This window comes from Halomonas lysinitropha, from assembly GCF_902500215.1.
GTDB lineage: Bacteria > Pseudomonadota > Gammaproteobacteria > Pseudomonadales > Halomonadaceae > Halomonas > Halomonas lysinitropha.
This window is the reverse complement of the sequence record NZ_CABVOU010000041.1, coordinates 45,471-69,536: the sequence shown is the minus strand read 5'-3', so window position 1 is coordinate 69,536 and position 24,066 is coordinate 45,471. Positions and strand designations below refer to the sequence as shown.

The following is a 24,066-nucleotide window of genomic DNA, read 5'->3' as shown; positions in this document are numbered from 1 at the left end:
TACCGCTTCACCGCTGCCACGGAGTCCTCTGATGACCGCTCCCCTCTCCTCACCCGTCTGGCACCCCTACGCCCATCTCAAGACCCAGCGCGCGGCTCCCAAGGTGGTCGGCGGCGAGGGGCCGCGCTTCACCCTGGGGAGTGGCGAGACGCTGCTCGATGCCACCTGTTCCTGGTGGTGCATGATCCACGGCTACGCCCACCCGCGGCTGGTGGCGGCAATCCACGAACAGGCCGGCGAGCTCTGCCACGTGATGCTCGGCGGGCTCACCCACGAACCCGCCGACCGCCTGGCCCGGGAACTGGTGCGCGTCACCCCCGAGGGGCTCAACCACGTTTTCTACTCCGACAGCGGCTCGGTGGGCATGGAGGTCGCCATGAAGATGGCCGTGCAATACCACCAGCTGCGCGGCAAGTCGGCTAAGCACCGCCTGCTCTCACTGATGAAGGCCTACCATGGCGATACCGCCGGCTGCATGGCGGTCTGCGACCCCGAGGAGGGAATGCACTCGCTGTTCGCCGGCTACCTGCCCCACCACCCCTTCGCGCCGGCGCCTACCGCCCCCTTCGATGCCGAGCCCGAGGCGGTGGCGTCGGATCTTGCCGCGCTGCGCGAGGTACTGGAACGCCACCACCACAAGGTCGCCGCCCTGCTGATGGAGCCGCTGCTACAGGCGGCGGGCGGGCTCAACATGACCTCGCCCCTCTATCTGCGGGGAGCGCGCGAGCTGTGCGACGAATTCGATGTGCTGCTGGTCTTCGACGAGGTGGCCACCGGCTTCGGCCGCACCGGGCGGATGTTTGCCGCCGACCATGCCGACGTCACGCCTGACATCATGGTGCTCTCCAAGGGACTCACCGGCGGATATCTCGGCCACGCAGCAACGCTGGCCACCGATCGGGTCCACGATGCCTTCGTCGGCGACACCCCCGAGCACGCCTTCATGCATGGCCCCACCTTCATGGGCAACCCGCTGGCCTGCCGGCTGGCCCTGGAAAGCCTGGCGGTGTTCGAGGAGGAGGACTACCTCGGCAAGATCGAAGAGCTCAATCGGGTACTGCGCGAGACCCTACTTGAAGACGTTGAACTCGCGGTGCACCCGGCGGTGGCCGAGGTGCGAGTGCTGGGCGCCACCGCGGTGATCGAGACCCACGAAACGGCGGACCTCGCCGGGGTGGGCGACTGGGCTCGCGAACAGGGCGTATGGCTGCGTCCCATCGGCCGCTGGCTCTATACCATGCCCGCCTACATCACCGAGGAGCGCGACATGCGTCGCATCACGTCAGTGATGAAGGCGTGGTTCCTGAGACGCTGATCGCGCCGGTCGCTAGACCAGCCGACGCGGAATCGTCAGATCCCAGCTGCGGCAGTGAACGCGCCGCTCGCCCTCATAGGCATCCAGGGTGGCATGCAGCTCGAAGGCCACGGCTGTCGACGTCAGCACGGTGCGGGTCACCGTGCTCACCTCCCAGTCGCCCCGCTTCAACGAGCGCTCCCAGAGCGTAGTGGCCTTCAGGGAGTCGAAATCATCGTCCCGGGACTGATAGGTCTCGACCGCGCGTGTCGCCACCTCCAGCCCGCTGTCCTCGAGCCGAATCCGGCCGCTGTCGTTGATCACCTCGAGCGTCGAGAGATCCTCGGCGAGATCGCGATGGACATACCAGTTGTGGTGGCCGGGCTCGAGCTGCGTGGTGTCGATAGAGGGGGCGGCCTCGGCCTCGGCAAACGCAGGCAACTGGTCATCCTCGTCGCGCGGCGGGCGCTGGGGCAGGTGCAGCGCGCTACCCTTGTCGAAGATCGTCAGTCGCACCCGCTCGGGAGGCGCCCACGCCAGCGGCCAGTAGGAGGTGGAAAGCGAGAGCCTGAGCCGGTGGCCGCGGGGAAATACCTGGGCGGCATCGTTGAGCTGTACGCGGACCCGGTAGCGACGGCCCGGCTCCAGGGCGGAAGGCGCCTCATTGCTGTCGCGATGGGTCAGATTGAGCAGGCCATAGGTCACTCGGGTGGCCTTGTCGTCCGGCGCCACGTCGGAGAGCCGGACCGCCAGCATGGCCACGGGGCGGTCGGCCGAGAGCTCCAGCTCCACTTCCGGCGCTCCCATTATCTCCAGGGCGTCATCGAGCGGCGGCGTGTCGAAGGTCAGGGCGCCGCCATCCTCCTCCCGCTGATCATGGGCCAGGTCGGGGCCCGCCGCATAGGAGCACCACTTGCCGGCGAACAGGCCACAGGTCAGGGGTGACTGCATGGTGAGCGCAGTTTCCTCCCGGCGCCGCTGGCCATCCAATGCCAACCTCCCTGGTGCCAGCGGCAGGCGCCAATGGGTCACATTGGGCGATGGCCAGCTGGGCTCTGCCACCCAGCGTCCGGGCCGGCAGCCCACGCTGGTCGTCGGCGGGATGCTGTCCTGCATCCAGACCCTCACCGCGGGGTCCTGCTCCACGCCGCGGTCTATACCCTTCAGGCACTGGTCCCACCAGCGCAGGCACTCCTGCAGGAAACCGATGGCCGGCCCCGGCTCGCCGAGATGGGGATACTTGTGACTCCAGGGCCCAATCAACCCCTTGCAATGCTCAGGCAGGTTCGCCACCAGCCGCTTGACGGCGTTGGAGTAGCCGTCCGCCCAGCCGCTGACGGCCAGTACCGGCACCTCGACGCGGGAGAAGTCTTCGCAGATGGAGCCATGCTGCCAGTAAGCATCACGGTGCTGGTGTTCGAGCCAGGTCGCAAGCCATAGACCACTGCCCTCGAGCCGCTGGTGCCACATCTCTCGCCAGGCGTCACCGACCACGGTGGGATCCGGCGGCAGCGAATTGTAGGCGAACATGGTGGAGGCCCAGGAGAGATTGTCGCCCAGCAAGCAGCCGCCCATGTAGTGCACATCGTCCGCGTAGCGGTCGTCCGTGGAACAGACGCTGACCACCGCACCGAGTTCCGGGGGGCGCCGATAGGCCAGCTGCAGGCCATTGAAGCCGCCCCACGAGATGCCGATCATCCCCACCTTGCCGTCACACCACGGCTGGGCGGCAATCCAGCGCAGGATCGCCTCGCCGTCGACCAGTTCCTGTTCCAGATATTCGTCGGTGAGTACGCCACCGGAATCCCCGCTGCCGCGAATGTCCACCCGCAGCGAAGCATAGCCATGCCCGGCAAAGTAATGGTGGTGCATGGCATCCCGCCGCGCTGAGCCATCACGCAGGCGGTAGGGGATATATTCCAGAATGGCGGGGACCGGCGCCGTCTCGACGCCCTCCGGCAGCCACAGGCGGGCACAGAGTTCGATTCCGTCATCCATGGGGATCCAGACGGGATCCCGGCATTCGACCGCATAGGGAAAGTCGGTTACGACGCGCACGACGGCCTCCTAAAAGAAGTGAACGTTCAGGAATGATCCGAAGAAGAGAGTGGCTCGATCTCGAAGGAGAGCATCTGTCGGCACTGCTCGATCCGCTCCGCCAGCGCCTCACGGTTTTCCCCGCCGATGAACAGCACGCCGAGCTCAAAGGAGAAGGAGTCCTGGTGCCTGAGGTCCGAAAGCTGCATGCCTTCATGCACGTTGAGGTCCACCAGGGTACCCGGAAACCTCTCCTCGACCTGGCGGATCTCCTCGTCCGACGGCACCCGTCGCACCCAGCCGTCCTCGAAGACACGCAACATCTGCTTGGCAGCGATGGGGTAATCGCCCTCACGGTGGGGCATGCGGGGCGGAATGCCCAGCGCCGTGTCTACCATCACCTGCATGTGCGGCGCGCCGTCAACCAGCTGGAAGATCGCCGCATGGGAGCGCGAAATCCGGGCATTGATCTCGAGCAGCCAGATACGATCGCTCTTGTCGTCCAGGAAAAACTCGATATTGAACGGTCCATCGTCGTAGCCGATCCAGGTGAGGAAGCGGCGTGCAATCGAGAGCAGCTGCTCCTTTACCGCGTCGGGTAGCGAAGAAGGATACTCGTAACGCAGCAGCACAGAGGGGTGCGTGTCATCCCGCAGGCTATCAATGATGCCTACCTTGTGAACCTCCTCGTTCTGAACGTAGCCCTCCAGGGTGCATTGGCGACCGGCGGAGATGATTTCCTCGGCGATACAGTGATGCCCGGTGACAGCCGCCACCTCCGCGGGGAGCTCGGCCAGCGCCATGACCTCATCGAAAGGCCGGCCGAAGCGTCCGATGCCACGGCGAATCGACGGCAGCACCTCGCGCAGCTGATCGCCATTCTCGACAAGAAAACCGAGATGCGAGGAGTGGGCCTTGATCGGCTTGATCCAGAAAGGGAAGTCGATACTTAAGGATTCGACGGCCTGGTCGTCGAAAGGGTCAATGGCCTGGAAGGCCGGCACGCACTCCGGTACGGCTCGGGCCTGTTCAAGGCGGCTCCAGTACTTGTGCTCGCACTTGAGGAAGGCTTCAAGCGATGGGCCGGGCAGGCCCTTTTCCCGGCGCAATACAGGCAGCAGGCCGCTGGTGGGGAAATCCCAGTACCCGACGATGGCATCCACCGAGCCGGAAAAGCGCTCGAGCTGCGCCAGGGCGGTCGCCGTGAGGCGTTCAAAAGGATACTCATCGGCATGCACGACCTCGTCGAACGACAGCAGCTCATGGAAAGCATAATCCTCGACATGGCGCAGATGCGGTAGCATCTGCTCGCTCAGCGCATCGTGACCGATGATAAAGACATTCCAGCTCATATAGCTTCCTCACTACTGCATGGACGACGCTGATGGCAAAAGCCCACCAAGTACAAAACAAGATTTCTTCTATCTCCTACAAGCATGGCAACTGAGCTGTCAGCATGCCTTAATATAGATCAACGTATTCTTGTCTGATGCACGCACCGGGGTGGCCATGCAAAGAAGGCGCGTGGCGATGGTGGAAAGGGTAGCAAAGCCGGTAGACTTCCCCGAAACAGGGCGAGTGAGGTGAGAAATGACGGAATTCCGGCTACTGGTCGCCATTTCGCTGGTGGCCCTCGGCCTCACTGCCCATGCCGACACACCGGACGTCGACGACGATGACAGCGACCTGCCGGAATGGGCCGAGGAACGGATCGGGCCCTTTCATACAGGCCTTTCGCGCTGGGTGGAGAGTACCTCCCGTCGCATCGATGGCTTCTTCGGTACCACCGATGCGCTGTCCGTGGACACCGATTCCTATCTCCGCCTTAGCCAGGAATGGGACTGGCGCGAAGGCCGGCCCTTCGATCAAGACCTGGGCGCTCGTTTCCGCCTCGACCTGCCCACTACCGAGGAACGCCTGCGACTGATCATCGAAAGCGAGCCCGACGAGACCCGCGGCACCCTGTCGGAAAGGGAGTCGGCGCTCACCGATGACCGTGCCGATAGCGTCAGTGACCTGCTGGTGGGCCTGAGCCGGCTCGGCGACAAGGACAAGAGCCGCCACTGGAACACCCGGGTGGGGGCCGGTATCAAGTTGCGCCTGCCGCCGGAACCTTACGCTCGCCTGACCAGCCAGCGACTCTGGACGCTGGAAGAGGGCCCCTGGCAGCTGCACAGCGACAACCGTTTTTCCTGGTTCAACGAAGACGGTTACTCGGCGCGTACCCGCTGGGATCTGGGCCGCCCCGTGGACGAGAAACGTCACCTGCGCTTTCTCACCAACGTTCAGTGGCGCGAGACGAAGGATACCCTGGAGTTCAGCCAAGCCGCCGAGCTCAACCAGCGCATCAACGACCGCAGTGTACTGCGCTACTCCGCCGCAGTGCTTGGTGAAAGCCTCTCCCACACCACCATCGAGGACAGCTACTTGCAGTTGCGTTTCCGCCGCGATATCCACAAGGGGTTCACCTTTCTGGATGTCGCACCCTCGCTGCACTTTCCCCGGGATGCCGACCGCGAGCCGCGCTGGGGATTGACCCTACGCCTGGAGATGTATTTCCGCCGCCATATCGACCGCGTCAGCCTGTAGCGCCAAGGATCCTTTGCATGTCCCTGAGCAAGACTCGCACCAGCTTCTACCGCCGTCTCTATGTGGCTCACCTGGTGGCCACCGGTACCGCCAGCGTTCCGGCGATCACCGTGGCCACCGGCATGCCCCGGCGCACCGCCCAGGATACTCTCGGGGCGCTGGGTGAGCTGGACATCCGCTGCGAGTTCGAGCATCAGCCCGGCGAGCGCCACAACATCGGCACCTACGTCATCCGGGACTGGGGACCGATCGACCCGGCGTGGGTAGCGGCGCACGCCGAGCGGCTGCGAGACACCCTGGGCTATCCGCCTCGGCCATGAGGAGCATGGTGAAGGCCTGGTCCGGCGCAAAGACACTCATCGCCCGGCGGCTCGCCCTGGAGCTGGTACCGCTTGGCGTGCTGCTCCTGCTGGCCGGCTGTGGCGAAGGGGCCGTCCGCGAGCCGCCAGTGCCTGGCGTCGAAGAGGCCCGGTTGGCGGAGAACCAGGTGATTACCGAGGACGGCTACCGGCTGCCACTTCGCTACTGGCCAGGCGATGGCGAGCCACAGGCCATCGTGCTGGGAATCCACGGTTTCAACGAGCACGGCGGCACCTTCCAGCTCCTCGCCGAGGCCCTATCACCCCGAGGCATCGCCCTTTATGCCCATGACCAGCGCGGCTTCGGCAGCACCGCCCAAAGAGGCATCTGGCCCGGTCACGCGCGACTGGCGGACGACGTCACCCTGCTCGCCAAACTGCTGAGCGAGCGCCATCCCGCGACCCCGCTCTACCTCGTCGGCCATAGCATGGGCGGTGCCGTGGCGATCCTCGCCCTGAGCGGCGACAACCCGCCCCCCGTAGAAGGCAGCGTGCTGATCTCACCCGCGGTGTGGGGCTTCGAGGTCATGCCCTGGTACCAGCGCCTGGGCCTGTGGCTGGGCGTGCGTCTCTTCCCGGCACTGAGCTTCTCCTCCAGTGCGGTGCAAAACCTCGGCATCGAGCCTACCGATGACCCCGAGATCAAGCGCCGGCAGGCCGAGGACCCGCTGATCCTCAATGATGCGCGAGTCGACACCTTGCACGGAGTGAGCCTTGCCATGGACGCCAGCCTGGACGCCGCCCGTCGCATGCCCGCCCCGGCGCTGATCCTCTACGGTACGGAAGACCACATCATCCCGCCGGAGGCGATCTGCGCCCTGCTCGAGCGTCTGCCCGAGAAGGCGGCCATCCGCCTGGTGGTCTACCCACAGGGCTATCACATGCTCACCCGCTACACGCAGCGCGAACGCACCGAGGCCGACATCGCGGCCTGGCTGAGTGACCCCACCGCTCCCCTGCCCTCCGGTCACGAACGAAACCGCCGGGAGGCACGCCAGGCCCTCTGCGATGATGTCTCCGGTTGATGCCCACGGCATGCAGTCGTGCATGGGCTCGATGCGTCAGCGCAGCCTCGCCCGGTATCAGGGACACCACGACCCGGCGTGGTACGCGGAGCGCCGTCTCGTCCGGGATGAGCAGACCATCGCCAGCCTGACAGCTCAGAGAAAGCAGCTTTTTTATAAAAGAAATAGATTAAACAGGATTTTACGCGAGTATTTGTCGTTGTCACAGCGGCTGGCGCAGCACGATATCCTGCGCCTGGCCTATCCAAATGCGATTGACATGTCGCGAGCTAGGACGGATTGTAGGATAAATGAGAGAAAATGTTGATGATTCCTCCCGCCATGACGATGGCTCTTCAGACGCGCTGGTGAGGCAGCTTGACGCGGCGATCGAACGCCTGTCCGCCGCCAATGCCATTGCCGAAGTCTCTCCTGTATTCGAGGTCATCGATGCGGCACGCCCCCTGATGTTCGATGCCAGGGGACTGGAAATTCTCTATTCGCGAGTACCGGCGATAGAGGCCGCCGGCTTCTTCGGTGGCAGCGACTGGGATTATCCCCAGACACTGGTGCCTTCGCTCGCCGTTCGTACCGTGCGTCATGGCGACCCGGTCGCCACCCTGGTCGAAAGCCTGAGCCAGATTCGTCTGCTGGCCGTCGCCAAGGGAGACTATTCGCACCCGTCCATTTCGGCTGAACATGCTCATCACTTTCTTGCTCAGGTGATGGCCATGAACCTCGACATCGTGGTCAGCGAACTGCAAGAAAGCGACCGGCTGCGGCCTGACCGGCTCGGTTACGCAGTACAGACCCTATATCACTACCTGCTTCAGCACCTCGGATACCAGAACCTTCTGGGTCACCTGGTGGCCGAAGTCTGGCGAATCCTGGCGCAGCGTCCGGTCCAGGTCGATGGCGTCAAGCAGATGGTGACCCAGATTGCCATCTGCCTCCATAATCCCGACGCGGCAACCGGCGAGGCTGGAGACGATGCCGTGCAGCTGATCGATGCCGTGTTCAGCCCCACCGAGGGCTGCCGCGAAGATCCCGGCTTCGACGTCTACGCCGAGCGTCTGGCGAACATGGACGATGCCGCCCTGTTGCAGGAAGCCATTGCCTTTGCCCAGGCCATGCACAGCACCGGCCTGGTCTCGCCCTACATGCCGGGATTCATACGCTACTTGCGCAACCGGTGGAACGAGCTGATCCCCACGGCGCTCGGCCTGAGCTACACGGGGGCAGACGCCTTTCATTGTTACCCGGCGTTGATTCACAAGCTGATCGACGAGGCAATCTTTGCCGAAACCAGCCAGGCCGCCTATGGTCTCGCCATGATGCTCGAGCGCGGCATTCTGTACTCGCCGCCCGTGGCCCCGTCGCTGTGGCGGCAGCTGAGACTATCAGTGTGCGATGCCGCGGCACAGAAGATCGCTGACGTCTTTGGAACCCGTCGCTCGCCAGAGTGCTTTCTGCTCGCCGACGTTCTCAATGTGCTCGGTCGTCCGCTGGGCGTGGGTCAGGGTAATTACCCCACCTGCCAATCGACGCGCGCCTTGTCCATGTGGGCCTTTAATACGCCGGCCGACCTGCTGAGGATCGTCGCCTGGGCGGCACGCGACGACGAGATCGTGATGCGCTTCGAAGGGAACAATATTTCCTCCCGCGAGCTCGGTGCCGGCCTGTCAGCCGAGCCCCCCGTCGATGTGGACGCCGTCTCTTTGCTTACCGTACCCCACCTGGATCGCATCTACTTCGAGATGGGACGCCGCAGTGTCGGGCGCGGAGAGGACCCGCACAAGTGGGTCAACCCCGAGTTTCATGGCGACTATGTCGGCCATGGATTCCGCATCGCCGTCGATGTCTTTACCTGTAAATTGAAGGACTTCGAGGGATTTATCCGCGACTTCTACGCGGCGTACCACCCCTTCTACAACGGCAACATCCCGGTGATCAATCCGCAGCCAGCGGGCATTGCCGTGACCGATAGCGCCAACCGTTTTCTCGGCTGGCACGCCATCACCATCCAGCGCCTTGCGCTCGACCCAAGCCAGGTCATGCGCGTGTACTTCTTCAACCCCAACAACGACAGCGGGCAGGACTGGGGACAGGGGATCGTTACCTCGACCCAGGGCAATGGCGAACTCTACGGGGAGGCCTCACTACCGGTTACCCAGTTCGCATCACGACTCTACGTCTTTCATTACGACCCGCTCGAAAAGGGAGACCCGAGCCTTATTCCAACCGATGAAGTAGATCGGGCCATGCGTCTGGCCCAGGATAGCTGGGCATCGGGGCGATAGCCCCTGGATGCCCGGCACTATAAGCTCGACAGGACCGCTAATAATCGAGCGTCAATTTCCTGCTAAACGCAGAAGGAGTGCACTGTATGTCATCAGTACCAGAAACCCCCATCCCCGAGCACGTTTCGAGCTGGACCGACCCGACCATGGATTCGGTGCGCGGAACCGAAACACCCAAGGATCCCAACAAGGGCTACATTGCGCTGCTGGGCTGGAGCGTCAACGCCATCAAGGCCGCTCAGAAATTCGACCGCCGCTACGTGGTGGTAGCGCCCGATTGGGCCGCCGACTTCTGCGAAGCCAACAAGATTCCGTTCATTCCCTGGGATTTCATTCGCCTGAATGATCGATCCCTGGAGATTGCGGAACGGCTCAAGGAGGAAGGCGTCGATGTGGCCATCCCGCTGTTCGAGGAAACCGTCGAATGGTCAGGCGCAATAAACTCCGTGCTGATGGACAACCCGCGCATGTACGGGCAGTCCATCCTGTTCCGCGACAAGGCACTGATGAAGCGCCGCGCTCAGCTTGGCGGCATTCGTGTGGGGATCTTCGAGGAAGCCCACGAGAAGGAGGACGTCGTTCGTTTCATGAAGCGCGTCAATCAGACGCTGCTCAAGCTCGATGGCGACCCTGATGACCCGATTCACGTCAAGGCCTTCGACAAGGCCGGGTGTCTCGGCCATCGCATGATTCGTACGATGGAAGAAATCGAGCATATTCCGGATGAAGAGTATCCGCTGCTGATGGAAAGCCACCTGGACGGCTGGGAGTTTGCCGTGGAGGCCTGGATCCATGACGGCAAGATCAAGTTCCTTAACATCTCGGAATACGTCACCCTGGGCTATTCAGTGTTCGTTCCCGCCACGAAGGAGCTCGAGAGCTGGCGCAACGCGATCACCAAGCAGATCGAATTGCTGATCAAGACCTTCGACATCAAGTTCGGCTTGATCCATCCCGAGTACTTCGTCACGGCGGACGGCGAGATGTATTTTGGTGAAGTCGCCTATCGTCCGCCCGGTTTCAAGGCCTTCGAGCTCATCGAGCGCGCCTACGGTTTCAGTGCCTATCAGGCATCGATGCTGGTCTTCGATCCCAAGAGCACCAAGGCAGAGGTCGATGCCTTCTTCCCCAAGGAAGTGGAAGGCGCGCAAGGCTATGCGGGTTGCTTCGGCGTCTATCCGCGCCGTCGTGTGGTCAGCAAGCTGGAGATGCCCAAGGAAACCATCGAGCATCCCTACTTCGAATCCCACGAGCTGGTGGCACCGGCCGAAGAGACGGTGCCGGACCGCTCGGCGTTCGGCACTCACTGGGGTCTGGTGTTCTTCTTCGGGGATGACCCGATCACCATGCGGGACCTGCTCAAGGCCCAAGAGGACCTGGACTTCTACGTCTAGTGACGCCTCGACGGCCGTCTCGAATGGAAACGGCCTCTGACCAGGGGCAGGGCTCAGACCCTGCCCTTTTTCCTGCAAGCTGATTCATCAGGGCGGCGACGAAACTCGCCCTCTCCCCCACCGTCCGCTGGCCCCGCTATCCGCCCGTCTAGCGAGCCATGTCGACCACGACGCGTCCGCGGACCTTACCCGCCAGCAGGTCGCCGGCCTTGTCAATGGCTTCGTTCAGGGCAATCGTATCGGTGATGGCCTCCAGCTGTTCGGGAGCCAACAGCTCACCTAGCCGCCGCCAGGCTTCGACGCGATCCTCATAGGGCCGCATCACACTCTCGATCCCCACCAGCGTCACGCCTCTCAGGATGAAGGGTGCAACACTGGCTGGCAGATCCATTCCCTGTGCCAGTCCGCAGGCCGCGACGGTACCGTCGTAGCGGGTCCCGGCCAGGACATTGGCCAGGGTATGGCTGCCCACCGAATCGATAGCCGCCGCCCAGCGCTCCTTGGCCAGGGGCCGCCCCGGCTCGGAGAGCGTCTTGCGCTCGATCACCTCCTGGGCCCCCAGGCTTTCGAGATATGCCGTTTCCTCCAGGCGTCCGGTGGAGGCCACGACCCGGTAGCCCAACCGTGCCAGAAGCGCGATGGCGTAGCTGCCGACGCCGCCATTGGCGCCGGTGACCAGCACCTCGCCCCGCTCCGGCGTGATGCCCTGACGCTCCAGTGCCATCACCGACAGCATGGCGGTGTAGCCGGCCGTGCCGATGGCCATGGATTGCCGAGCGCTGAAGGTGGTCGGATGAGGAATCAGCCAGTGACTGTCCAGCCGGGCCTTCTCGGCCAGGCCGCCCCAGTGCGTTTCCCCGACACCCCAGCCATTGAGCAGCACCCTGTCGCCGACCTGGTAGGCCTCGGCCTGCGAGCTCTCGACCGTGCCCGCCAGGTCGATCCCCGGCACCATGGGAAACGAGCGCACCACCGGCCCCTTGCCGGTAATGGCCAGGGCATCCTTGTAGTTGAGCGTGCTGCATTCGACCCGCACCGTGACGTCTCCCTCGGGGAGCCGCGACTCCTCGAGGGTTTCCAGCGCCACGTGCTGGCCGTCGTCTTGCTTGTCGATCAGGATTGCCTTGAACATCTTGAACCTCCTTGATAAGCCGATTGATAGACCGGTTGACCCTTAGACGACTTCACCCGACACCCGAGCCCGCCCGGCCCCATTTATCGCGAAAGTCTGGACGGAAGCGACGGGCTCCGCCACTCTCATGCCTGCCCCACGGACCCACATTGACAGCCAGGGCCAGCCGAGCCTATTATCGATAATTATTCTCATCAAAAGAGTGTTGCCGGGTCGGCCAGCATGAACGCCAAACATTCCAGGACGTACTATACCGTCGTCTTCCTGCAAGTCTCCTTCCAGGCCATCAAGCACTCCATGGCCGGCAAGGCGAGCGACGAGCTGCCCTGCTGGCTGGACGGCAGGATGTTGAAGATGCTCTGTCGCGACCTGAAGACATGCCGCGACCAGGCCCCCGCCCATGAGGAGGCCCATCGAGGCCTGGAAGCCGCCTGTGCCCAGTGCGATGCATTGCTGGCCCACTGCCCGGGGGGTCTGAACAGCACCCTCTGCCACCGACACCTGGATGCCATCCTCGTCGGCCTGCAGCGCGCTCTTCTCGCGCTGGACGCCCCGCCGCCCGTCGAACACCCCGGTCTCTGGCACAACGCCGCCCGCCATCTGCTTCAGGGCTGGCGGCGCCTTTCGTGATGGCGTCTTTGCATGATAAGGGTCAGCTCAAAGGGCAAGTTCAGGCCCCGGGAACTGACCTGACCCGATAGCCCAGCGCCTCGAGCGAGCGTTGCCACGAGGACGTCATTGCCGGGGCATGATGATCGCTCGCATCTCCCTCTTGACCCGTCAGCACCGCCACGCCAGCTTCCTCATGGGCGCACAGCAAGCGCTCGCGGCATCGCCGGCATGCCCAGCAATCCCCTCCGCCGGCTTGCGGGGAGACATCGAGTTCGTCGGCACCCTGGCCAATCTGGATGGCATCCAGCGGCCAGAAGGTAACGGGCTCGTCAACGGCATCCAGGCCGAGGCCAAGGGGAGCACCGCATACCAGCAGCGATACCGCCCCACAGTCACACGCGATTTGCCCGTAGGGTCCGTTGCTCATGAAGCGCTCCCTGTCGAAAAAGGGTCAATTTCAGAACCAAGCAACTCGCCCCCCTTCCCTTGCAAGAACCCCAGCCTAGCTCAGTCGTCTTCGGGATTCCAAGGGCAAGCCTCAACAGCCTGGGCAGTGAAATTTTTCAACCGCGCCCCTATGCTGGGAATCAATGCGAACCTCATGGAGCAAGGACGATGATCACCACAACTGACAGACAACATCTTGAGCGCTGCGTGGAACTGGCCGAAGAGGCCCTGGAGGCCGGCGACGAACCGTTCGGATCGGTGCTGGTGAGTGGCGATGGTGAGGTGCTGGTGGAAGACCACAACCACGTGGCCGGCGGGGATGCCACCCAGCATCCGGAGTTCTTTCTGGCACGCTGGGCGGCGGAGAACCTGCCCCCCGAGGAGCGCGCGCGGGCCACCGTCTACACCTCCGGAGAGCACTGTCCCATGTGCGCGGCAGCCCACGGTTGGGTAGGCCTTGGACGGATCGTCTATGCCAGCTCGTCCGAGCAGTTGGAGACGTGGCTCGAGGCGCTGGGCGCGGCTCCGCCCAGGGTTCGCCCGTTGCCGATTCAGGCCATAGTGCCGGATGCCCAGGTCGAAGGCCCGGAGCCGGAACTCGCCGAGCGCGTGCACAGCCTTCACCGTCGGCTGCATGACACCTGAACCCGCGAATCAGCCTCCGGCCAGCACCTGCTCGACATAGGCCTCACAACGCTGGTGGGCCGGCCGCATCCGCAGCCCTTCCCAGTAAACCTCGAATTCGGGCCGGCGAGGAAGGGTGCCGAAGTGCATGCCCCAGCCGAGGTGCGAGCCAACGTAGACGTCGGCGGCACTGAACGCCTTGCCGGCGATATAGCGACGACCCTTGACGGCAGACGCCAGGGTGTCGATCAGAACCCAGTAGTCACCACAGCCCAGCTGGCCCTGCTGCTCGACCGTGGGCTGCACGCCAAGGTTGTTGAGCGAGATGGCCGTCTCGAGTGGGCCGGCGGCGAAGAACAGCCAGCGGTAATAGTCGCCCCGAACGGCAGGCGGCGGCGCAAGGCCGGCCTCAGGGAAGGCATCGGCGAGATAGGCGCAGATAGCAGGCGCCTCAGTGACCACCGTGTCTCCATGCCGAATGGCCGGCACCTTGCCCATGGGATTGAGGGCCAGGTAATCCGGCGACTTCATGCTGGTGCCATATTCGAGAATCACCGTGCGATAGGGCACGCCGAGTTCCTCGAGCATCCAGTGGACGATCCCGCCCCGGGAGAGCGGGTGGGTATAGAAGGTGATCTCGGCCGGCTCCCGCGCAGCGGGCTCGGCCAGTGCCACGGGAGGCAGTGTCACCTCGGGAGGCAGCACATAGCCCTGGCCGGGCGTGTTAACCACCTCGATCCCCACCGCCCGCAACGCGGCGATATCCTGGTAGAGAGCCCTCAGGCCGATCCCCAGACTCTCGGCGAGTTCCGGCCCGCCGATCGGGTCGGTGTGGTGGCGCAACACCCGGATCAGGTCTTGCAGGCGGGTCGTTCGGGACATGGGAGCAGCTCCTCGGGCAGGTGACAGTCTCTCGCCGCCTCAGGGAGCGTCGAGGCGGTCATCATGCCTCTGACTCGGGATCGATACCAGTCAACCCGCCAAGAAACGGCAGACACCATCCCTGGCGTCGGGCCTTCTCCGAGGCCAGGCAACGGCACCCCCTGGAAGCCCAATCCAGAGTTTGAATCCGACTCAAAGCCCTTGAGCGCCTCGACGGAGCCAGTCGTGCATGAAGACCAGCTTGCGGCGAACCTTTTCGGAAAGCACGAAGGGATAGAGATCCGGCAGCCCCATGGCGCGATTGATGTGGTTGACCGCCATGACCTGGTGAGTCGCAATGTGAATCAGGTTCTCGGCGTCTGCCTCCATGTAGGGATCCCAACCGAGATGCGGCAGGTCAGAGGAGGACAGGCCGGCGGCAACGAAGCTATCGGCGATATCCGTAAGGTGCAGCAGGTGGGACGCGGTTTCGGCCCAATCCTCGTGGGGATGTGCCGAGGCATAGGTGCTGACGAAGTGCGAGCGCCAGTCGGGGGGTGGCCCATTGTGGTAATGGCGTGTGAGTGCGGCGGGATAGTCCTCCCGCTCATCACCGAACATGGCGCGGAAGGCGTCGAGGAAATCGTCCCTCAGGCTGAGACGCCACCAGAGCATGTGACTGATCTCGTGACGCATGTGACCGATCATGGTGCGGTAAGGCTCTTCCAGGGCCTCACGCCGCGTGGTGCGCAGGACAGGGTCGGCCTCCGCCACACTGATCGTCACCACGCCTCCGACATGCCCCATGGGCACCGGGGTGTGCCCCTCGGCCAGCATGTGAAAGACAGGCCGCGCGCCCGGATCCTCGGGCCGAAACCAGTTCCAGCGCCCCAGGTTATCGAGCACCCAGCGCTTGGCGGCCTCGGTCTGGGCCCAATGGGGTACGGCATTGGGAATGGACGTATCCGGGGCCAGCTCCGTCATGGCACAGGCGCGACAGAAGGCGCCCTGCTTGGGGGCGATCCAGTTGCAGCCGATCACGTCGCGATTCGCGCAATACGGCGGCATGGTGATGAAAGCCCTGGCCTGAGGGTCGTAGGCAACGGGCGTGCCGGTAGCGGTCGCGAGGTTGTCGAACCAGAGGGACCCGGCACCGACCGGATTGGCGAACACACGCATAAGGAAGTCACTCCAGGAAGAACGGCAGAGCGAAGAGATCGCTCGACGCATTACGTAGCATCCTGATCTTCTCGCGCCCGACAATCAAACCGTCAGTGCCGTACCGCACATAGGGTAAGAAGGCCGTAAAGGCCATCCCCCTCCTCCACAGCGATCCTTGCCGATCGGGAAGGAACCCGATTCGTATCAGATCTCGAAGCCCAGGCCGAAGTCCTCGGCACTGATCGCCATCAGCGGCTCGGCGCCCGCCTCGATGGCCGCCTTGTGGGCGCGGGTGCGTGGCAGCAGGCGCTGGTAGAAGAAGCGTGCGGTATCGAGCTTGGCGCGGTAGAAGGCCGCCTCTTCGGTGCCCTCGGCCAGGGCGACACGGGCCTGTTTCGCCGCACGAGCGAAGAGGTAGGCCAGGGTCACATAGCCGGCATACATCAGGTAGTCGACGCTGGCCGCCCCCACCTCCTCACGATCGTTCATGGCCTTCATGCCGATGGCCATGGTCACATCGCCCCACTCCTGATTGAGCTTGGCCAGCGGACGCACGAATTCGGCCAGGTCGCTGTTGCCCTCCTCGTCCCGGCAGAACCTGTGGATCTCCCGGGTGAAGACCTTGAGGCTCTCGCCCTGGCTCATCAGCACCTTGCGGCCCAGCAGGTCGAGGGCCTGGATGCCGGTGGTGCCCTCATAGAGACGAGTGATGCGCGCATCGCGTACCAGCTGCTCCATCCCCCACTCCTGGATGTAACCGTGGCCGCCGAACACCTGAACGCCCTCGTTAGTGGCCTCGAAGCCCACCTCGGTGAGAAACGCCTTGACGATAGGGGTCAGCAGACCGAGCAGGGTCTCGGCACGCGCCTTCTCGGCGGCGTCAGTGCCGTGTTCGACGGTATCGATCATCTGCGCGGTGTAGAGCACCAGCATCCGGCCGCCCTCGGCGAAGGCCTTCTGGGTCAGCAGCATGCGGCGTACGTCCGGATGGACGATGATCGGGTCGGCGGCCTTCTCGGGCGCCTTGGCCCCCGAGAGCGCGCGCATCTGCCATCGGTCACGAGCGTAGGCCAGAGCGTTCTGGAAGCTCGCCTCGATAAGCCCCAGGCCCTGGATACCGACGCCGATTCGCGCGGCGTTCATCATGGTGAACATGCAGGCCAGGCCCTTGTGGGGTGCACCCACCAGGTAGCCTTTCGACGCGTCGAAGTTCATCACGCAGGTGGCGTTGCCGTGGATGCCCATCTTGTGCTCGAGCGACCCGCATACCACGCCGTTGCGCTCGCCCGGGTTGCCGTCGGCATCGGGAAGGAACTTCGGCACCACGAACAGCGAGATCCCCTTGGAGCCTTCAGGCGCATCGGGCAGCTTGGCCAGTACCAGGTGGACGATGTTCTCGGCCAGGTCGTGCTCGCCGGCGGAGATAAAGATCTTCGTTCCCGTTACCGCATAGCTGCCGTCGTCATCGGGCACGGCGCGGGTCTTGATCAGGCCGAGATCGGTGCCGCAGTGCGGCTCGGTGAGGCACATGGTGCCGGTCCAGGTGCCCTCCACCAGCTTGCTCAGGTAGGTGGCCTTCTGCTCGTCGGTGCCGTGGTGGCGCAGCGCATCGGCGGCACCGTGGGAAAGACCCGGGTACATGCCCCAGGCCAGGTTGGTGGCACAGACCATCTCGTTGAGCACCATGGCAAGCGACGGCGGCAGCCCCTGCCCGCCATGCTCGGGTTCGGCGGCGAGGCTCGGCCAGCCGCCCTCCACGTACTGGGCGTAGGCCGCCTTGAAGCCCTTCGGCGCCTTCACCTCGCCGCCCTCCAGCCGGCAGCCCTCGCGATCGCCGCTCTGGTTCAGCGGCAGCAGCACCTCGCGGGCGAAGCGCCCACCCTCCTCCAGGATGGCGCCGACCACGTCGGGGCTGGCCTCTTCACCGCCGGGCAGGCGGGCGTAGTGGGCCGGATAGTCCAGCATCTCGTCCATCACGAAGCGAAGATCGCGCAGGGGGGCCTGGTAGTCGGGCATCTCGAACTCTCCATAATAGGGCGCCTGCAGTCGGGCGCAGGAAGACGGCAGCCGCCGCTTTCAAACATGTGTTTGAAATTAGCCGCCGACAGAAAGAGAGTCAAGCGTTCGTTTAAAGAAGAGGGAAGCATCAAGGGGTCAAGGTGCAAGGAAACCTCCCCTTGCGGCCTTGACCCCTTGATTCCTGGCGACTGGCCGAAGGCCTTACTGCATCCGGATACCGCCGTCCAGGCGAATCACCTCGCCGTTGAGCATGGCGTTGTTGATGATCTGCTCGGCCAGGCGGGCAAACTCGTCGGGCTTGCCGAGCCGCTTGGGGAAGGGCACGGAGGCGGCCAGGGCCTGGGCAGCCTCGTCGGGGATCTCGCTCATCATCGGCGTCTCGAAGACGCCGGGCGCAATGGCCATCACCCGAACCCCGTGGCGCGAGAGCTCCCGGGCGGCCGGCAGACTCATGCTCACCACGCCGGCCTTGGAGGCGCTGTAGGCGCACTGCCCCACCTGGCCGTCGAAGGCGGCAATGGAAGCGGTGTTGATGATGACGCCGCGTTCACCGTCTTCTCCCGCGGCGTTCTTCGCCATGGCCGCGGCGGCCAGGCGCATCACGTTGAAGGTACCCACCAGATTGATCTGGATGGTGCGGTTGTAGGCGTCGAGGTCGGCGGGGTTGCCCTCGCGATCGACCAGCTTGGCTACGCTGACCACACCGGCGCAATGCACCACCCCGGCGAGGCCGCGGCCTTCGCTAAGTTCGACGGCGGCGTCCACCGCCGCCTGGATCTCGTCGCCGGAGGTCACGTCACCGCGTATCGCCCGGGAGGCCTCGCCCAGCCGTTCGGCATGGGCCTCCACGGCATCACTCAGGTCGCAGAGCACCACGCGTCCGCCGGCGGCAACCAGGCGTTCGGCAGTGGCCGCCCCCAGCCCGGAGGCGGCACCGGTAATCAGGAAGGTATTGTCCTTCACTTGCATGTCAGGGTCCTCATCGTCATTTGGCCGAGGCCGGGTCGGCGGCATCGGCGCGCAGCTTGAAGCGCTGGATCTTGCCGCTCGGCGTCTTGGGCAGCTCCTCGACGAACTCGATCACCCGCGGGAAGGCGTGAGTCGAGAGACGCTCGCGCACCAGTTGGCGAATCTCGTTGGCCAGCTCGTCGCTGGCCTCGAAGCCCTCGCGAAGCACGATATAGGACTTGATGATCTCGCCGCGAATCTCGTCAGGCTGACCGACGGCGGCGGACTCTGCCACCGCCGCGTGGGTCATCACGCTGTTTTCCACGTCAGTGGGCCCGACACGATAGCCCGCGGTGGTAATGATGTCGTCGTCGCGGCCGGCGAACTGGAAGGTGCCGTCCTCGTTCTTGATCACCACGTCGCCGGTCAGGTAGTAGCCCTCGGCGAAGGGGTGCTTCTCCTGCCAGGTATAGCCCTGAAAGAAGTGGACCGGGGAGTTCTCGATGTCCACCGCCAGCACGCCGGGCTCGCCCGGGGGCAACTCATTGTACTCGGCATCAAGGATCGCCAGGCGGTAGCCGGGCATCGGCACGCCCATGGCCCCGACATGCTTGGGATGATCCAGCGCATGGTGGTTGTTGCAGGTCATGCCAGTCTCGGTCTGGCCGTAGTGGTCCATGACCGGGCAGCCCAGCGAGCGCTCGACCCAGGTGACCACCTCGGTGTTGAGCGGCTCGCCGGCCGAGCTTGCGGCGCGCAGCTCGAGGGTCTGATGGGCGTCGTCGAACAGGCCGGAGGCCTTCATCAGCCGGTAGGCGGTGGGCGCAGCGGCGAAGTTGGTGATGCGATGGCGCTTCATGAAGGCCATCGCCCCCTCGGCGCTGAAGCCTGCCTCGCAGAAGTGGGTCGTCACGCCCAGCAGCAGCGGCCCGGCAATGGCGTAGTAGAGGCCATAGGCCCAGCCCGGGTCGGCCATGTTCCAGAAGCGATCACTCTCGCGCAGGTCGACGGCCAGTTCCATATAGAGGGCGAAGGCCGGCATGCCGGCCAGTGGCACCGCCACGCCCTTGGGCTTGCCCACCGTGCCGGACGTGAACATCTGCAGGAAGGGCTCGTCGCGGGAGAGGCGGGGCGGAGTGGCCTGGATCGGCGCATGGTCCAGTGCATCCTGCCAGTCCAGGTCGTCGGCGTGTCCGGCGTCGGGGCCACCCACGGCGAGCACCGGCGGACACTGGGTCAGGCCATCGAACTTGAAGCGGTTGGCCTGATCGGTGATCAGCAACCTGGTGTCGGCGCGTCCCAGGCGGTAGTCCACGGCATCCGGACCGAAAGCAGTGAACAGCGGCTGGTAGACGGCGCCGATGCGCCACGTCGCCAGCACCGCCACCAGCAACTCGGGCGAGCGCGGCAGCATGCAGGCGATGCGATCCCCGACGCCCAGGCCACGCTCGGCAAACCAGCCGGCGAGCTTGGCGCTCTCGGCGTCGAGTTCGGCGTAGGTCAGGGTGTTGACCTGGCCCTGGGTGTCCTCGTGCACCAAGGCCAGGACATCGCCCCGGCCGGCGCGCAGGTGGCGCCCGCAGCAGGATTCGAAGGCGTTGGCCTTGCCGTCGCGGTGGTCATCGAGGCGCGCGATGACGTCATCGACGGAGAAGGTCTCGAGGTAGCTCTGGTAGTCGGGAAGGGTGCTCATGTACTGCCCTCTCGCGGGTTGTGCTTGTAGTGGCGACAAACGTTGACGAAAAATGCTGGCAAAGAAGGAAACGGCAGCGCCGACGCTGGCGCACGCGCCTGCCTTCTGATTAGATGCAGTTGACGTAAGCGTCAACCTAGCAAGCGCTTGGTACAAGCTAGAGGCTCCCGAGGAACGGGGCAAGCCCTGAACGGCAGGAGAGGACTAGACGATGGTCGAGCGTGACCGACGACGTCGCGCCAAAACGCTTTTTCGGGAACCGAGGGGTCAGACGGGCCGATGAGTAATCATGGCAACCAGCTCATGGGCCAGGTCATCCGGTGAACGTGGACCAGAAGGATCGTACCAGCGCACCGTCCAGTTCAGCGCGCCCATCACGAAGCGGGCCACCAGGAAGCGGTCACCATGGATCAGGCCGGCGGCCAGGGCCTCGTCGATCACCGTTTCCCAGAGCGCCTCGTAGGCATCGCGCAGATGGCTCAGGTGATCGCGGGCCTCGGGGTCGAGGCGGCGCCACTCATAGAGGGCGACGACATGGGCGTTTCGGTCGGTGAGCAGGGTTTCCAGGTGCGCGCGCGCCATGGCCTGCAACCGTGCTTCGGCAGAGTTGTCGCATTGTTCGAGGGCTGCCTTGGCGATGATCAGGGCGTTCTGGGTGCCCTCCTCGATCACCGCCGTCAGGATCTCCTGCTTGTCGCGGAAATGATGGAAGAGGCTACCGGACTTGATACCCATCTCCTGGGCGAGCATGCGCACCGTCGTGCGGTCGAAGCCCGCCTGAACGAACAGCTGGGCGGCCTGGCGCGTCAGTTCCTTGCGGCGCGGTGAGTCATTCATTACATTCATCGGAATTTACACTAGCGCTTGCTTGGTTGACCCTGAGAAAACCACAGCCCCGATGCCGGGTCAACGTGGCACACCATCACCACGCGGCTCCATCGGGAACCGCACGCTACACCGGGAGAACCCACCATGAGCCACTCCAACGATATCGTTTTCCTCTCTGCCGCACGCACGCCCATGGGCGGCATGCTCGGCAGCCTCACCAGCCTCACCGCACCGCAACTGGGTGCCACGGCGATCAGCGCCGCCATCCAACGCGCCGGCATCAGCGCCGACAGCATCGACGAAGGCATCATGGGCTGCGTGCTGCCAGCCGGCGTCAAGCAGGGGCCGGCACGCCAGGCCATGCGCCAGGCCGGCATCCCCGACAACATCGGCGCCACCACCATCAACAAGCTGTGCGGCTCGGGCATGAAGGCCACCATGCTGGTCCACGACCTGATCCGCGCCGGCAGCGGCGAGGTGATGCTGGCCGGCGGCATGGAGTCCATGTCCAATGCGCCTCACGTGCTGACCAAGGCCCGTGCCGGCTATCGCCTGGGCCACGGTGAGTTGAAGGACCACATGTTCCTTGATGGCCTGGAAGACGCCGAGACCGGCAAGCTGATGGGGGGCTTCGCCCAGGACGTCGCCAGCGACCGGGGCTACGGCCGCGAACGGCTCGACGACTTCGCTATCGCCTCGCTGGAACGCGCCATGGAGGCCACCAACGCCGGCCACCTCGACGCCGAGATGGCCCCGGTCACCGTCACCAGCCGCAAGGGCGAGAGCGTGGTCGACCACGACGAGCAGCCTTTCCAGGCCAGGCTCGACAAGATCCGCGAGCTGCGTCCCGCCTTCGCCAAGGACGGCACCATCACCGCCGCCAACTCGAGCTCCATCTCCGACGGTGCCTCGGCGCTGATCCTGGCCAGCCAGGCGGCGGCCGATCGCCTGGGTGCCAAGCCCCTCGCGCGCATGCTCGGCCACAGCACCAATTCGCGTCACCCCAGCGAATTCACCATCGCCCCGGTGGGCGCCATCGAGAAGCTGATGAAGAAGCTCGACTGGAGCGTGAACGACGTCGACCTCTTCGAGATCAACGAGGCCTTCGCCGTGGTGACCCTGATGGCCATGGACGACCTGGGCCTGCCCCACGACAAGGTCAACGTCTTCGGCGGTGCCTGCGCCCAGGGCCATCCCATCGGCTCTACCGGCTCGCGGATCATCGCGACCCTGATCCATGCCCTGCGCACCAAGGGCGGCAAGCGGGGCATCGCCAGTCTGTGCATCGGCGGCGGCGAAGCCACGGCCGTGGCGGTCGAGCTGGTCGATTGAATGGCGCAGGAGTTCTGGGTCGACACCCCTCAGGGGCGGATCTTTGCCACCCGCTGGCAACCACAGGGACGCCCTGGAAGGGGCACCCCTGTCGTGCTGCTGAATGACTCCCTGGGCTGCGTCACCCTGTGGCCAGGCGTGCCCGGGAGAGCGCCTGCACAGAGTGTGATGCGCTGGTGGGTTACTGCCCCGGGGGCCTAGACAGCTCCCTCTGACACCGCCACCTGGATGCTATCCTGGTGGCACTGCACGAGGCGATCGATATACTCGACACACCACCGACAGCGACGCCTTCGCGCTTGTGGCAGAGTGCGGCCCAGCATCTACGCCAGGGCTGGCGACGCATCTCGTGAGGCGCCTTTCCTCCACACTCCAGAAACCCCTCGTCGAGGGGCCGGTGCCGGCCTTCGCCGAGCGACTTAGCGAGCTGCATCACCGGCTTCACGATGCATGACTGGCCTCCAGAAAAGTCACCTAACTGCCGAACGGCGCCTTTTTATCCGGTACATATCGCCATCCGCATGGCTCAGCAGGGTATCGACATTCTCTCCATCCGCAGGATAACAGGCCACGCCGATACTGCAGGACGGCGTGATCCCCGCTAACTCAGCACCCAGCGGTTCGGCGATGACCGAGAGAATCTGATTCACCTTCGCGGACACGTCATCCACCGACCTGATGTCCGTGAGCAGAACGATGAATTCATCACCGCCCATCCGGGCCACCGTGTCGGTCTCGCGGATACAGCCTTCCAGCCGTCGTGCCACCGAACAGAGCACACGATCCCCCATGGCATGACCATGGACATCATTGATCACCTTGAAGTCATTCAAATCCAGAAACAGCAAGGCCAGATAGCTCTGGTGACGGTGGGCCGCATGAAGGGCCGAGTCCAGACGATCATAGAACAACGAGCGGTTGGTCAACCCTGTCAAGGGATCATGATGGGCGAGGAAGCGCAATTCGTCCTCGGCCTGCCTGAGTGCCGTCACGTTGCGAGCCACGCCGATGCGAACGCCCTCTTCCTCGACCCAGCGAGCCGACCAGAGGATGTATACGATACCGCCGTCCTTGCGGATATAACGGTTGCGAAAATCGGTATGGGGCTGACCGGTCATGACCCGCTGGGCTGACGCCAGGCTGGCCTCCAGATCCTCGGGATGCATGTAGTTGGTGATCAAGGTGCCGGTCAACTCGTTGGCACGGTAGCCAAGCAGCGACTCACAGGCATCGCTGACGAAGACGATCTGGTAGTCATCATCGACCACGAAGACCGTATCCAGCATCAGGTTGATCAGTTTGGGATAGAGCGCTTGAAGATCGACAGGCATGAGTCAAGGGAGTCCGGTTTACGTGCCAAGATTGTAGCCCGATCGTGAACGAGGCGGTAAGGAATACTGCCGACGTCCAGGGCAACACTGCAGCAAGGCGC

Annotated in this window: 20 protein-coding genes; 9 read left to right on the top strand and 11 right to left on the bottom strand. The window is 64.2% G+C overall.

Annotated features, from left to right (window positions below; all coding sequences use genetic code 11):
• The first annotated feature begins 31 nt into the window (after positions 1 to 31).
• Positions 32 to 1,315, top strand: a complete 1,284-nt coding sequence (gene bioA / locus HALO32_RS14585; protein ID WP_151444633.1) for an adenosylmethionine--8-amino-7-oxononanoate transaminase — start codon at positions 32 to 34, stop codon at positions 1,313 to 1,315.
• A gap of 12 nt (positions 1,316 to 1,327) precedes the next feature.
• Here the strand turns inward: bioA and HALO32_RS14580 are convergent, their stop codons facing one another.
• The gene (locus HALO32_RS14580; protein ID WP_151444632.1) at positions 1,328 to 3,352 is read right to left on the bottom strand and encodes a CocE/NonD family hydrolase; all 2,025 of its coding nucleotides are present in this window, start codon (positions 3,350 to 3,352) and stop codon (positions 1,328 to 1,330) included.
• A gap of 26 nt (positions 3,353 to 3,378) precedes the next feature.
• The gene (locus HALO32_RS14575) at positions 3,379 to 4,683 is read right to left on the bottom strand and encodes an ATP-grasp domain-containing protein (RefSeq protein ID WP_151444631.1); all 1,305 of its coding nucleotides are present in this window, start codon (positions 4,681 to 4,683) and stop codon (positions 3,379 to 3,381) included.
• A gap of 238 nt (positions 4,684 to 4,921) precedes the next feature.
• Here HALO32_RS14575 and HALO32_RS14570 point away from each other — a divergent pair, with 238 nt between their 5' ends.
• From HALO32_RS14570 to HALO32_RS14550, 5 genes are all read left to right on the top strand, one after another.
• Positions 4,922 to 5,920, top strand: a complete 999-nt coding sequence (locus tag HALO32_RS14570) for a hypothetical protein (RefSeq protein WP_192576524.1) — start codon at positions 4,922 to 4,924, stop codon at positions 5,918 to 5,920.
• Between the two features lie 17 nt (positions 5,921 to 5,937).
• A complete protein-coding gene (locus HALO32_RS14565; protein WP_151444630.1) occupies positions 5,938 to 6,240 on the top strand; it encodes a winged helix-turn-helix domain-containing protein in 303 nt (100 codons plus the stop codon).
• Positions 6,241 to 6,245: 5 nt separating this feature from the next.
• Entirely contained in the window at positions 6,246 to 7,304 is a 1,059-nt protein-coding gene (locus HALO32_RS14560; RefSeq protein ID WP_151444629.1) for an alpha/beta hydrolase, read from the top strand.
• 347 nt (positions 7,305 to 7,651) lie between these two features.
• Positions 7,652 to 9,583 (top strand): hypothetical protein, encoded by a 1,932-nt coding sequence (locus HALO32_RS14555; RefSeq protein WP_225810058.1) that lies wholly within the window; start codon positions 7,652 to 7,654, stop codon positions 9,581 to 9,583.
• Positions 9,584 to 9,729: 146 nt separating this feature from the next.
• Positions 9,730 to 10,977: an ATP-grasp domain-containing protein gene (locus tag HALO32_RS14550; RefSeq protein WP_151444643.1), complete on the top strand. Its 1,248-nt coding sequence runs from the start codon at positions 9,730 to 9,732 to the stop codon at positions 10,975 to 10,977.
• Positions 10,978 to 11,125: 148 nt separating this feature from the next.
• On the opposite strand, the gene acuI is transcribed toward HALO32_RS14550, so the two are convergent.
• Positions 11,126 to 12,109: an acrylyl-CoA reductase (NADPH) gene (gene acuI / locus HALO32_RS14545; RefSeq protein ID WP_151444627.1), complete on the bottom strand. Its 984-nt coding sequence runs from the start codon at positions 12,107 to 12,109 to the stop codon at positions 11,126 to 11,128.
• 222 nt (positions 12,110 to 12,331) lie between these two features.
• Between acuI and HALO32_RS14540 the strand changes: the two genes are divergently transcribed.
• Positions 12,332 to 12,739, top strand: a complete 408-nt coding sequence (locus tag HALO32_RS14540) for a hypothetical protein (RefSeq protein ID WP_192576523.1) — start codon at positions 12,332 to 12,334, stop codon at positions 12,737 to 12,739.
• A 40-nt stretch (positions 12,740 to 12,779) separates the two neighbouring features.
• On the opposite strand, the gene HALO32_RS14535 is transcribed toward HALO32_RS14540, so the two are convergent.
• Positions 12,780 to 13,148: a hypothetical protein gene (locus tag HALO32_RS14535; protein WP_151444626.1), complete on the bottom strand. Its 369-nt coding sequence runs from the start codon at positions 13,146 to 13,148 to the stop codon at positions 12,780 to 12,782.
• A 188-nt stretch (positions 13,149 to 13,336) separates the two neighbouring features.
• On the opposite strand from HALO32_RS14535, the gene HALO32_RS14530 reads away from it, so the two are divergent.
• Positions 13,337 to 13,813 (top strand): nucleoside deaminase, encoded by a 477-nt coding sequence (locus HALO32_RS14530; RefSeq protein WP_151444625.1) that lies wholly within the window; start codon positions 13,337 to 13,339, stop codon positions 13,811 to 13,813.
• Positions 13,814 to 13,822: 9 nt separating this feature from the next.
• On the opposite strand, the gene HALO32_RS14525 is transcribed toward HALO32_RS14530, so the two are convergent.
• From HALO32_RS14525 to HALO32_RS14500, 6 genes are all read right to left on the bottom strand, one after another.
• Positions 13,823 to 14,674, bottom strand: coding sequence for a glutathione S-transferase N-terminal domain-containing protein (locus tag HALO32_RS14525; RefSeq protein ID WP_151444624.1), 852 nt, complete (start codon positions 14,672 to 14,674; stop codon positions 13,823 to 13,825).
• 192 nt (positions 14,675 to 14,866) lie between these two features.
• Positions 14,867 to 15,832: a zinc-binding metallopeptidase family protein gene (locus tag HALO32_RS14520; RefSeq protein ID WP_151444623.1), complete on the bottom strand. Its 966-nt coding sequence runs from the start codon at positions 15,830 to 15,832 to the stop codon at positions 14,867 to 14,869.
• Positions 15,833 to 16,018: 186 nt separating this feature from the next.
• Entirely contained in the window at positions 16,019 to 17,830 is a 1,812-nt protein-coding gene (locus tag HALO32_RS14515) for an acyl-CoA dehydrogenase C-terminal domain-containing protein (protein WP_151444622.1), read from the bottom strand.
• 204 nt (positions 17,831 to 18,034) lie between these two features.
• Positions 18,035 to 18,802 (bottom strand): SDR family NAD(P)-dependent oxidoreductase, encoded by a 768-nt coding sequence (locus tag HALO32_RS14510; RefSeq protein WP_151444621.1) that lies wholly within the window; start codon positions 18,800 to 18,802, stop codon positions 18,035 to 18,037.
• A 16-nt stretch (positions 18,803 to 18,818) separates the two neighbouring features.
• The gene (locus HALO32_RS14505; protein WP_151444620.1) at positions 18,819 to 20,474 is read right to left on the bottom strand and encodes an AMP-binding protein; all 1,656 of its coding nucleotides are present in this window, start codon (positions 20,472 to 20,474) and stop codon (positions 18,819 to 18,821) included.
• A 267-nt stretch (positions 20,475 to 20,741) separates the two neighbouring features.
• Positions 20,742 to 21,311 (bottom strand): TetR/AcrR family transcriptional regulator, encoded by a 570-nt coding sequence (locus HALO32_RS14500; protein WP_151444619.1) that lies wholly within the window; start codon positions 21,309 to 21,311, stop codon positions 20,742 to 20,744.
• A 135-nt stretch (positions 21,312 to 21,446) separates the two neighbouring features.
• Here HALO32_RS14500 and HALO32_RS14495 point away from each other — a divergent pair, with 135 nt between their 5' ends.
• Entirely contained in the window at positions 21,447 to 22,634 is a 1,188-nt protein-coding gene (locus HALO32_RS14495) for an acetyl-CoA C-acyltransferase (protein ID WP_151444618.1), read from the top strand.
• A gap of 470 nt (positions 22,635 to 23,104) precedes the next feature.
• On the opposite strand, the gene HALO32_RS14490 is transcribed toward HALO32_RS14495, so the two are convergent.
• Positions 23,105 to 23,965, bottom strand: a complete 861-nt coding sequence (locus HALO32_RS14490; protein ID WP_151444617.1) for a sensor domain-containing diguanylate cyclase — start codon at positions 23,963 to 23,965, stop codon at positions 23,105 to 23,107.
• Positions 23,966 to 24,066: the final 101 nt, after the last annotated feature.